The sequence below is a fragment of the Pedobacter jeongneungensis genome (assembly GCF_039538295.1).
Classification (GTDB): Bacteria; Bacteroidota; Bacteroidia; order Sphingobacteriales; family Sphingobacteriaceae; genus Pedobacter; species Pedobacter jeongneungensis.
In genome coordinates this window covers 53,916-66,030 of the sequence record NZ_BAABBY010000018.1, presented here as the reverse complement: position 1 = coordinate 66,030, position 12,115 = coordinate 53,916, and the positions used below count along the sequence as shown (strand labels likewise).

The 12,115-nt window shown below is 38.3% G+C and carries 10 protein-coding genes; 5 read left to right on the top strand and 5 right to left on the bottom strand.

The window, feature by feature from the left end:
• The 4 genes from ABD769_RS24090 to ABD769_RS24075 form a co-directional block, all read left to right on the top strand.
• A partial coding sequence (locus ABD769_RS24090; RefSeq protein ID WP_344853930.1) for a phosphopantetheine-binding protein occupies positions 1–238 on the top strand: 238 nt, incomplete at its 5' end.
• Positions 239–405: 167 nt separating this feature from the next.
• Positions 406–1,107: a thioesterase II family protein gene (locus ABD769_RS24085; protein ID WP_344853929.1), complete on the top strand. Its 702-nt coding sequence runs from the start codon at positions 406–408 to the stop codon at positions 1,105–1,107.
• Positions 1,104–1,760 (top strand): 4'-phosphopantetheinyl transferase family protein, encoded by a 657-nt coding sequence (locus ABD769_RS24080; RefSeq protein WP_344853928.1) that lies wholly within the window; start codon positions 1,104–1,106, stop codon positions 1,758–1,760. Before ABD769_RS24085 ends, ABD769_RS24080 begins: the two co-directional genes overlap by 4 nt.
• 1,600 nt (positions 1,761–3,360) lie before the next feature.
• Positions 3,361–5,133, top strand: a complete 1,773-nt coding sequence (locus ABD769_RS24075) for an FAD-binding oxidoreductase (RefSeq protein WP_344853927.1) — start codon at positions 3,361–3,363, stop codon at positions 5,131–5,133.
• Between the two features lie 221 nt (positions 5,134–5,354).
• Here the strand turns inward: ABD769_RS24075 and ABD769_RS24070 are convergent, their stop codons facing one another.
• Positions 5,355–5,840 (bottom strand): PRC-barrel domain-containing protein, encoded by a 486-nt coding sequence (locus tag ABD769_RS24070; RefSeq protein WP_344853926.1) that lies wholly within the window; start codon positions 5,838–5,840, stop codon positions 5,355–5,357.
• Positions 5,841–6,056: 216 nt separating this feature from the next.
• Between ABD769_RS24070 and ABD769_RS24065 the strand changes: the two genes are divergently transcribed.
• The gene (locus ABD769_RS24065) at positions 6,057–7,187 is read left to right on the top strand and encodes a DEAD/DEAH box helicase (RefSeq protein WP_344853924.1); all 1,131 of its coding nucleotides are present in this window, start codon (positions 6,057–6,059) and stop codon (positions 7,185–7,187) included.
• 96 nt (positions 7,188–7,283) lie between these two features.
• Here ABD769_RS24065 and ABD769_RS24060 read toward each other — a convergent pair whose 3' ends face one another.
• From ABD769_RS24060 to ABD769_RS24045, 4 genes are all read right to left on the bottom strand, one after another.
• Positions 7,284–8,264, bottom strand: a complete 981-nt coding sequence (locus ABD769_RS24060; RefSeq protein WP_344853922.1) for an MlaD family protein — start codon at positions 8,262–8,264, stop codon at positions 7,284–7,286.
• Between the two features lie 2 nt (positions 8,265–8,266).
• A complete protein-coding gene (locus ABD769_RS24055; protein ID WP_344853921.1) occupies positions 8,267–9,040 on the bottom strand; it encodes an ABC transporter ATP-binding protein in 774 nt (257 codons plus the stop codon).
• A 10-nt stretch (positions 9,041–9,050) separates the two neighbouring features.
• Positions 9,051–9,857, bottom strand: coding sequence for an MlaE family ABC transporter permease (locus tag ABD769_RS24050; RefSeq protein WP_344853920.1), 807 nt, complete (start codon positions 9,855–9,857; stop codon positions 9,051–9,053).
• A gap of 745 nt (positions 9,858–10,602) precedes the next feature.
• Complete coding sequence (locus ABD769_RS24045; protein ID WP_344853919.1) at positions 10,603–12,111, bottom strand: RagB/SusD family nutrient uptake outer membrane protein; 1,509 nt, start codon at positions 12,109–12,111, stop codon at positions 10,603–10,605.
• Between the last annotated feature and the right edge of the window lie 4 nt (positions 12,112–12,115).

The window sequence follows — 12,115 nt, the reverse complement described above, 5'->3', positions numbered from 1 at the left end:
GATCTGGTCTTCCCTGCTGAATATTGAAAAGATCGGGACCGGGGATAACTTTTTTGACCTTGGCGGCAACTCTCTTCTGGCCATCCGCCTGGTATCTGCGATCCGAAAGGAATATAAAATAGAACTTGGGATAAATATAATTTTTCAGCTTAATACAATAAAATTGTTGGCAAATTATTTAATTTACGAAGAATTAGTTTCCAATAATTCGAATGGATACTCTTCTATTAAAATTTAAATTAATGTTAGCTTGAAACTTGCATAAACCCGAATCTTTTGAATAAAAGTAACAATATTATAATGACAGGGAATATTTATGATGAAATATTCATGATTGTTTGATTAATGGTACAAGTCAAGTTTCCAGTTAGAGGTAAATTTAATTTATAATAAAAACATAGTGCAATGCATTTTATCAATATAATCTGTTTACCATTCGCAGGTGGAAATAAACATTCGTTAAGATTTTTAGAAAAAGAGTTCAGACCTGAAATGAGATATATTTCCTTTGACTCACCGGGAAAAGGTGTACGAGCCGCCGAGAAATTATTAACTAATTTAAATGAAATTGTTGATGATTTTTATTTGCAAATAATACCATATTTATCTTCAAATTATGTTTTGTACGGACATAGCATGGGCGGGAAAATATGTTATTTGCTCCTTAAGAAAATAATTTTGGAGGGAAAACAGATGCCCTTACATGTTTTTTTCTCAGGGTGCCAAGCACCAAGCATTTCACTAAAAAATACTTTAGGTGCTGAGCTTCCTCATGAGGAGTTTATTGACCATTTGCGTTCATTTGGAGGTATGCCCGAGGAAATTATAAATGATAAGGATAGCTTAGATTATTTCCTGCCAATTATCAGAGCTGATTTTATTGCGACTCAAAATCATATCTATAAAAAAACCAAACCCTTTAAAATTCCAATATCTATATTAACGGGAAGTGAAGAAGCTTTTGCAGAAAAAAATCTTGTAAAATGGAAAAAGGAAACTAGTTCTTCTGTTAATTTCTATGTCCTGCAGGGAAACCATTTCTTTATTTATGATAATGGAAAGCAAATGGCAGATTTGTTTTACAAATCACTCAAAAAATTTCTATGATAAATTTATGGTGGACATTTAATAATGAAGAAATAGTGGAATCTCAACTTTGGAAAATGATAAAGCTATTGCCTCCTTGTGATCAACTAAGGATAAGAAAATATACTAGGTGGAAGGATAGGCAAGCATTTTTACTTGCCAGAATGATCATTCTTGAGAAACAAAATCACATCGGAATAACGGATCGGATTTTGGAGAAGATTAAATACACAAAATATGGACGACCATTTATTGAAAATTTGAAAGCTGATTTCAATATCACTCATTCCGGAGATGTAATAGCTCTAGTTACAGCTTCTGAAGGGAAAATTGGAATAGATGTTGAGGCAATTAATGAGATAAAAATAGATGATTTTAAAGATTTTTTTTCGAACAGTGAATTTGATATTTTGGAATACTCTGAAAATAGGCTATTGGATTTTTATCGCTTGTGGACGGCAAAAGAGGCAATTTTAAAAGCAGATGGTAGTGGACTTAGCAAATTTGTAGATTTAAATTTAAAAATAACACAGAATTTTGGTGAAATTGATGGGAAACAGTATCATTTTAAATTTTTAGACATTGCCGATGGATATGTGTGCTGCATCGCCACTTCAAGAAAAATAGATTTGGGGTTGGACATACAAATAAATTTGGTTCACCCTAAATTATAATCAATTTGTTTCGTCGTATATTTAATTTATATCTGTTTTTTCGGCACATGGAAGTCTGCGCCTTTTGCCTTGCTGAATGTTGGCATACAGGTGATGGTGGACACAGCCTGAGCTTGAGTACATTAATCTACAATATCCTCATTCGGGGGCGCTAAATGTGGCCACAGGTTTTTATCCATAGTTCCCATCTTTTAAGCCTATATTGTTCACTAAATTTTGCTTCAAAGAGGAAACTTGGTTCATTTTGACAGGTTTTTAAGATTTTGAAAAGCAGGGTTGGGTTGAATGGTCGCTTCGTCTAATGAAACCGAAATGGAGATTTTCTAGTATCTTAAAATCAAAACTTATATTTCTTATTCTGACCTGTTTTACAAAGTTGGGTGATTTACTATAAATCGTATCCTGTAGGGGCGTTTTTGTTGCAAAGCCTGTGTATTTCGGTGAAAGTGAACCCTCTATTTCGGGCGAAACTGGGCACTAATTAGACTGCTGGATGATGAACATCTAGTTCCTCTCCCTTTATACAAATATACACTTCGGATCCAAATCCATTTTCCTCAAAATTTTTCGGTTTAATCCGTCTTCCTACCCGATTTATATCATCAATTTAGACCTCTCTAACAACCAACAGCCATTCCGGAGGCAATTGTGCGATTCGCTTTAAATCAGCGATAAATTTATTGCTGATTTGAACCATTGTCGACCCCCAACTGGATAAATAATTAAGAGTTATTAACAGTAGGGGCGAGATAACTACCGATATTGTTCTTGCTTTCAAATTGTATATTTTTGTTCGTAAATTGTTGATTTTTAATTGCTTTTATTTCTGTATCGATAAGTGGTCTTTAAAATTGAATTTCCACTTATAATGCCATTGTCTTTTAATAGCGTTCTTGTCCCACTAAAAATCTAAAAAAACGGATGAAATATTTGGTTTAAAATGCATTATTTTGATTAACTTTATCTCCGTTAAAGCAGTTTTGTACTTGGGAAAATGCCCTGGTAAAAATGTGGTTTTGCAAGCTAAAATGTGGACTAAAAATGGCAATCCCTTATTGTGGCACCATTAAAAATATACAGGTATAAAATACTGATAATCAATTTATTATATGAGAGTTTTTCGTCCTGCCATCCCGACGAAACAAGGACGCAAAATCCAACAAATACCCCTTAAACTAAACATTTAAGGGGTTTTGTAATTTTAAGGCATTGGGCGAATAAATTTTACACGTTTATTTTTATTATAAAATTTGTACTTTTATTTATCTAATTTAAAATCCCATGCTCAGGAAAACGCTCCTCTTCACAATCCTGGCCTTTAGCGGCTTTGGCAGCTTATCTGCCCGAAATATTTTTCACCGTATCAATGCTGCGCCTGTTACAGCTTGCATCAATAATCTGACTGGTTATCGGATAAGCGGAGATATTATTTTATAACTAATTCTGATTTTTTGATTTAAGATACTGCTTTTTTGAGAAGAAATTCAGGCAATTTACCTGTCCTGAACGTTTAAAACAGCCAGAAAATGCTATTCTGCTAATCAAAAATAAGCCCTGTCAAAATTCATCCAATTTATAAAAACTAAAAAAACACCATTTTATGGAAGTAACGCTGCTTAACATCATTGATATTTTAAAACAATATCTTCCTCAGGACAACATGCCGAAAATACTGTTCGACTCGCCATTAACCAGTAAAGAGTACAACGATAAGCGACAGATATTTAATACCTATTATCAGTTTCGGCCAACTGCAATTGTATTTTGCACCAATACAGTACAAGTTTCGGAAGTTATCAAATGCATCAGAGAAAATAACTACAACGGCCCTTTAAGGGTGCGGTCAGGCGGTCATGATCATGAAGGAGAATGTTCTGCAACTGATGCGCTGGTAATAGACCTGTCTGAAATGAAGACCGTTGATATCGAGGCAGACAAGAATTATGCAACCATAAAGCCGGGTATTATGTTCATTGATCTCATTAAACAAATGAACGCAAAGAATGTGGGATTGCCGCATGGTACCTGTTATTCTGTACGCATTGCCGGATTTACCTTTGGTGGTGGATGGGGCCCCTGGACACGCCAGAAAGGCATGGGTTGCGAAAGTCTGGCCGGTGTAACGATCGTATTAGGCGATGGCTCATTCCGGACAATTATAGACAACCTGCTTATTCCTGAATATGAAGGCAACACGGTACAGGATCTTAATGAAGAAGACCGCAAACTTTTATGGGCATTACGCGGCGGCGGGGGAATGAGTTACGGTATCATCACCGAACTTATTTACAAAACATTCACCTTGCCTGATTATACCACTAAATTTACTATAGCCTGGGAGCAGAAGCCGGGTAGGAATATCCCACCTGCGGTAAACATTCTTAAACGTTGGGAAGAACTTATCAACTACAATGAAAACACAGATTTACTGGGTACCAACCTAAAAGTGGTGGCTAAATTTAAAGATGTACAGGACACAACGCCGGTAGAAAATTCTGTGCATGATTGTTACTTCTACGGATATTACATGGGCAGTAAAAGCGAGTTTGATGATCAGGATGAATTTGAAGCAAACCTGCAAAATATTATTGAGGAGACCTGGTTTCCGGTACAACAATTTGGTGATTATAGTATCAACTTTGAAGATAGCATACCGGCAATACTATCCAACAATGTTACCAATGCATCGGGCAAGTTAACGGCCGTGCCTGATCACAACAGACGGCAATGGAGTACATTTTCGGCCTGGGACAGGGTTGTAAAATGGGATACAGGTCACCACAAGAACCATCGGCTTGAAAGTGTATATGATACTGCTGCCTTACCTCCACATTTCCAGGCTATTCCGCCTGAGCTGGATAAGCCTGCTCCACACAAAATAACTTCAAGGTTTGCCATGGTTATTGATGATGAGAACATTGCCGCTCAACGAAGAAACAAACTGATAGAAAGCCTTGAATCCAACCTGTTGGATATTGAAGGTGCCAATCAGCGCCTGAGTACGTATTTCACGCTTGGAGCCATTACCGGTGCATATTACAGAGATTATAACTTCAATGCCAGTCAATATCCTCAGGGTAGTTCTTTTGCATATAAAAAATGCTATTATACCGTACAATATCAGGCCTGGTGGGACAATGATGGTGTTGAAAATCCAAAAGTACAACCTTACGTAAACCGTGCTCTGGATTGGCTGGAGGTTTGCCGCAATTATGAGATCCCTGCAACTTATGGTGCCTTCATTAGTTTTAAAGATGAAAGTATTCCAACACGCGTTTATTTTCAGGAAAGTTACGATAAGCTTAAAGAAATAAAAGAAACGTATTGTCAAGACCCCAACAATTTATTCAGCAGTCGCAAGACTATTATTTGATGTAGTAACCTGACGGAGGATTACAAGGCAGCCTAAGTGCTGCCTTTTGATTTTTAAGATTATTAAATTCTATGCTAAAAAAAGTGGTAAATAAAAAGCAGTAAAAATTAATAATATAAAAGAACCTCTAAGTCAAATGATTAGAGGTTCTTTTATTTTTCGAAATGTTAGTTCGATCTGTTGATTTGCTAATTTTCCGGAAAGATGAATTCAATGGCATACTAGCTATCGCCTCGTTCCTGCGGAAAAATATTCTTATCGAAATGGTGGTGACGGTAGAAGTTTTGCCTGTCAATTTCTACTGTTTCTTCTTCCAGTTTTAATGCGGCTGGACTGCCAATAACCACCCTGATGTTGTCTTCCATTTCTGGAGTTACCTCTCCGATAATGTACCTGGGCATTGCTTCCAGTTGCTCATGGTGAAAATCAGGAGTCTGGATTTCTTTTGCACTGGTATCGAGGTCGATAAGACCAATGGGAATGAGTACCTTTTTATCCTCTACCATTGTGGTGCCTTCATCAAGCGTAACAATCGCATAGCGAACGGTATTTGCCTCAGGGTCAAAAAGTAGGTCGTGCACTTTGCCAATGCGGTTGTCGCCGCTCTTTACCGGCCAGCCTGTGATATCTGCCTCACCTTCGGTGAGTGTATAATTACTAATGGATAATTCTTGAAGATTACTGTAAATGATCTGGTGATTGTTCATAATAAATAGATTAAAGCATAAATAAATACAACAGTTGCCGAAAGCGATTGGTTTGAAGTTTTTAGTTTAAACACCTTTAGGTGCTGGTAATAAGGTTGTTTGATAATTTTATTTAAGTCGCAATTTAAGTGTATTTTGAGTTGTTCTATACGAATCGCGTGTCAGGTAGAATCTGGTTAGTGATGATTTTTGTTTATTTTAGCGAAAAATAATAATATGTCATTTACCACCCTGGGTTTATCTCCGGATTTATTAAAAGTATTATCAGATCAGAATTTTACTGCACCAACGCTTATTCAGCAAACAGCTATACCGGCAATATTAAATAAAAAAGATGTTTTGGGTATTGCTAAAACAGGCTCTGGAAAAACAGCCAGCTATGTTTTGCCGCTGCTGATGAATCTGCAAAAAGCACCTAAGCTTAAAAACCGCCACGTTAATGTACTGGTTTTGGTACCTACCCGCGAACTTGCCGGGCAGGTAAAAGAAGTTTTCCGGACTTTTAGCTCAGGACTTTCTGTGCCTGTTAAAACGTTAGCGGTATTTGGCGGGATTTCCATTAATCCGCAAATGACTGCGTTACAAGGGGTAAATGTACTTGTTGCTACACCGGGAAGGCTATTAGAACTGCTGGATTCAAATGCAGTGAACTTATCTCTTATTGAAACTTTGGTGCTTGATGAGGCAGATAAAATGCTTAACCTGGGATTTAAAGAAGAAGTTGATAAAATCATCTCTCTTTTGCCTCAAAATCGTCAGAACATATTATTGTCGGCTACTTTAAGTGCCGATATCCGGTCGATTCATCAAATTTTGTTACACGATCCGCTGGTAATTAAAATTGAAGGTCAGGAAGATTCCATAGATCAGATTAATCAGGTGGCTTATATCGTTTCAGATGATAAAAAAGGACCTTTTTTACGTTATCTGATCAATCATCATGAAGTGCAGCAGGTATTAATATTTGCCTCTTCAGTTCATACTGCCGATGCTGTAGTAAATAAACTGCGTAAAAATAACTTCGATGCAAAAGCGATCCATAGCAAAAAAAGCCAGGGTGCGAGGAAAGAGGCTTTATATCTTTTCAAATCAGGAAAACTCAGGATATTGGTTGCTACGGATTTAATGGGAAGAGGAATTGACATTAACCAGCTTCCTTTTGTAATTAATTATGAATTACCAAGATCACCAAAAGATTATATTCATCGCATTGGCAGAACCGGCCGGGCGGGCAGCATAGGAGAAGCCATCTCACTCGTTAGTCCGGACGAATTACACCATTTTAGGGTGATAGAAAAAAAGATGGGTAAGCAGGTTGAAATGATTGATAGTGAAAGGGTTAAATAATTTATAACAGCTTACTTTTCTTGCTTTTAAGTCTTAAGAAAGAGAACCTGCCCAGCTCGTTGTTTTGTGAGCCAAGCAGGTCTTTAATTAAACAAACTACTGTTGATTTTTTAATTTTAGAGAGTCTTTAGCCCTTTTCTTGAAAAAACCGCGCAGCAGGAAATTGCTTTGTACCGCTTCCAGATCTTCGTCTAATTTTTTACTGCTTTTCTCCAGGTTCAACATAATTGTTCTTACCTGTTCTGCCGTTTTCTGGTCGTTTAACAGCAGTCCGGCGGCATTGTCTGAAGTTTTTAGTTTTGCCGATGCAGCATCCAGGTTAGCGGCCAGGCTTGATGCCGACTCTACAGATTTTTGTAAGGTAGCAGCAGAACGCTCGAGTTTTCTAAATACTGCCGTATCGGTCAGCATTTTATCCATCAGTCCGTTTTTGGTATTCAGTGTTTTTCCGAAACGGCCAAGCAGTTCCGCACTTTGCGCAGTGGCAATAGAAGTACGGTTTAAATTTGCCACCATCGATTTAAAATTAGTAGCAAGCTCCTGATCGGATAATAAAGCACCAGCGGCACCTTTGCCATCAATCAGGTTTCTGGCCAGTATCTTAAAGTCGCCGGTAACATCCACCAGGTTTTTATTGTTTACCTGTAATGTTTTCATAATATCATCGGTAGAGAGGGAGGTATTCACTTTTAGCATATCGCCATCTTCTACAAAAGGAAATTTTGGGTTTCCGCCGGTGATAACCACAATCTTATTTCCGATCAATCCATCAGCACCAATGCTGGCCCCTGCGTCTTTATGGATGTATTTATGCACATCTTCCTCTATACTAAGCAATACTCTTACCTGCGAGGTGCCAAAAAAATCAATTTTTTTGATGGTACCGATTTTTACACCAGAAAACCATACGTTATTGCCCTTTTTTAAACCCTGAATATCGTTAAATACTACACTCAGCGTAAAACTTTTAACAAATGTTTTCTTTTGGCTGCCCAGGGTAAATATGCCCAGTACGAAAATCAGGATACCTATGGCGATGAAAATACCTACTGTTATTTTTTTTCTGTTTTCATTCATGGTTATTGTATAAAATTGTAATCAAAAAATGGTTGAGCCTGTTTATCACCCGAATTAAAAACCTGTTCAAAGGTGCCTTTTCTATCAAAATTTCTCTCAATCAGCATGGCTACCCGGTTGCCTACTTCTTTGGCGCAGGTAAGATCGTGGGTGATGATAATTGCACTGGTATGGTAACGTTCCTGTACGTCGTTAATCAGTTTATTAATTTCACGTGAGGTAATCGGGTCAAGCCCGGCAGTAGGCTCGTCATAAAGCATAATTTCAGGTCTCAAAATTAAAGTCCGGGCAATACCGATCCTTTTCCGCTGTCCGCCTGAAAGTTCTGAAGGCATCTGGTTAATGGTTTGCGATAGGCCAACGGCATCCAGCATTTCTTCAACTGATGATTTTACTTCCTGTTTCGTCAGATCCTTCCTGTTGCGCACCAAAGGAAATTCAAGGTTTTCCCTTACCGTCATGCTATCATAAAGCGCACTGTTCTGAAACGAAAAACCAACCCTTAACCTTAATGCAAGAAGTTCTTCGTAAGATATCTCATCCACCACCTGGTTCAATACTTTTACCAGGCCCGAATCAGGTTTTAACAAGCCGATAATAATTTTAATCAGTACCGATTTTCCCGTTCCCGATTTACCTAAAACCACCAGGTTTTCACCCTTATATAAATCAAGCGAAGCATTTTCGAGCACGGTGTAATTGCCAAAAGATTTGTTAAGCCCTTTAATCTCAATCACTTTTTCCACACTTTCGTCTGTAAATTGTTTTTCTCTCATAACCGATGGCTTAGGTATTAAACAAACTAAATATCTGTACGCAAACTACTTCTTCCACAAAAATGAGGAACATGGCAATTACCACCGAAGAGTTAGCCGCTTTACCCACACCTTCGGTGCCTTTTGATGAATTATAGCCCTGATAACAGCCTACAATAGCAATGGTGAAGCCAAAAAGTATGGCCTTAACGGTAGAAGCGATAATATCCAGATACGTAATGCTTTCGAGCGAACTTTGAAAAAAAGTGGTGGCACTTGTTCCCTCATTTACCGATACATTGAGCAATGCGCCCAGCATGCCTACCATAGCGGTGTAAAATGTAAGGATGGGCATGGTAATGGTAGCTGCCAGTACTCGTGTGCTCACCAGAAATTTGAAAGGGTTGGTGGCCGAAACCTCCATGGCATCAATCTGTTCGCTTACTTTCATCGAACCAAGTTCCGCACCTATGCTCGAACCCACTTTTCCGGCAGCAATAAGTCCGGTAAGTAAGGGGGCCAAGGTTCTTAATAAGGCAATTCCTACCAAAGAAGGAAGCCAGGAGGTTGCACCAAACTCAGAAAGCGAGGGCCTCGATTGTTTTGTAAATACCAAACCAGTAATAAAACCCGTGGTAGAAATAAGTAAAGCAGAGCGATAACCGATTTCGTAACATTGCCTTACCAGTTCTTTTAGCTCGTAGGGTGGGAGAAAGGCTTCTTTAAAAAACCTGCCTATGAATTTAAAAACATCATAAAGGGTAATAAACCAGGCAGCAAAACGCCCAACCGGTTTCACTTCATTTTGGCTGGCACTTAAATCTTTCTCTGTTGCCATTGTTTTTGGGTTCCTGTTTTCATCTATTTGATCAAATGTTTTATAGGCTATTTTTTCTTGTTTTTGAGTTAACCCGATGTGCAATAGCTTAATATCCTAACCTATACATAAAAGTGTGCAAATTGTTTGCTTTTTAACCTTAAATTATGTTAAATCTGATAATCACTGTATTTAAAGGATGAGCATTTAATAATATGTAAGCAATTTGAGCTTATATGAAACCTTATGTGGTTCAAAAATGGTTTGTTGAAGTATAAAATTATAGTTATGGTTTTTCACCATGTAAAACATTTAAGAACATGAAAGCCTTTGAGCTTATATGTTATATGGTTCGAAAATGCTTTGTTGAAGTATAAAAATTATAGTTATGGTTTTTCACCATGTAAGACATTTAAGAACATGAAAGCCTTTGAGCTTATATGTAATATGGTTCAAAAATGGTTTGTTGAAGTATAAAATTATAGTTAGGGTTTTCACCGTGTAAGACATTTAAGAACATGAAAGCCTTTGAGCTTATATGTAATATGGTTCAAAAATGCTTTGTTGAAGTATAAAAATTATAGTTATGGTTTTCATCATGTAAAACATTTAAGAACATGAAAGCCTTTGAGCTTATACAAAGTTTTATTTGTTCAACAGGCGTGTATAAATAATAAAGGAAGAAATCTTTAAAATATGTTAAAGATTTCTTCCTGAATCCGGATCGAAAAGGTGATCCGACTAATATTGACTTCGATAAAATTACTTAATAACCAGGGTTCTGAACAAGGTTCGGGTTCCCAAGCTGGTTATCCGGAATCGGGAATACCAGGTATTTTGCATCACTAGCGGGTTTCTCCTGCCAGGCCGCTAAAAATTTACCGAAGCGGATCAAATCCTGTCTCCTGAAGCTTTCCCAATAAAGTTCTCTTCCACGTTCATCAAGCAAATTATCTAATGTTAAACTGGTAAAGGCTGAAGCACCTCTCTTCGTTCTGATCAGGTTAACAATGGTTAATGCCGGGCCAGGTTGAGAAGTTCTTAATAATGCTTCGGCTTTCATTAGCAATACATCTGCATAACGGTAATACACCCAGTCGTTTTCCGGTTTTTTTGAGCCGGTATTGGCATAATCAATCGGATATTTTACAACCCTGATTCCAGCCACTTCCAGGTGATTCGGATTACGTTCAATAATGCTTACTTCAGGGGTAAAAGCTAAAGGATTACCTTTCCTGTCTTTCAGTGCAACCCCGTTCTGGTCAAACTGCTGGCCGATTAAAAAGCCTACCCTTACTCCGTAAACATTGGTTTGTCCGGCATAATCGCCACCTCTTCTGGTATCGCTTGCTTCAAATTTATTGTAGAAGTTAGATAGCGTAGAAAAGCCATTATAGCCATTCGGATTCTGATTATAATGTAAAGTACATTTCCACATCCCATCCAGATCGCTTCCGGCTACACCGGCAGTGTTCTCAGAGGTAAAAATATTTTCAGTGGACAACTTATTATTTGAAGGGGCAAAATTATCAAAATAATTGGTGGTAAGGGTATATCCGCCTGTTGCAATTTCATCGGCAAGAGCAATTACTTTAGCCATATCTGCCGGGTCGAAAGTTGGTGCCGCACGGTTTAAAATAGCACCTTTATTGAGGTAAATCTTCATGAGCAGTGTCCGGGCGGCATTTTTATTGGCCTGGCTAGCCGGACCATCTGGCAACAGCGGAATGATGGTAGTTAACTCATTAATTAAATAGGCAATTTCATCGGTTGCATTTCTCACCCTCGATGGTTTGGTAACCCCTTCTCCCGGATCGCGGTAGGGTACCTGGCCCCAGCCATCTAAAACCGAAAATTCAGAAAATGCCCTGATAAAACGTGCTGTTGCAGCCTGTGCCGGAGTAGGGTTAAAACCCAGTACATTTGTGCTTACATAACTAATGCTGTTTAAATCCCTGAACACGTCCGAAATTCTGGCATCATCTGCAGCCCATTTATGCAAATGCAGGGCACGCCAGGCGCCGTTATCATCCCAATCGCCTGCACGGGTAGGTACAATTGCCTCATCAGAGGTTACTTCCTGCAAGGCCGACCAGTTCCAGGGAGCCTGGTAAGGACCCCTCATCGCCGTATAACTTGCTGTAATTAATCCGGGTACATCATTTGATCCCAGTGAACCCGAACTCACCTGGCCATTTAGGTTTTCGTCTAGTTTGGTACAGCCCGCAAGCGCCAGGGTAGCAGCTACGAAGCTGATGATATATTTATTTTTCATGTGG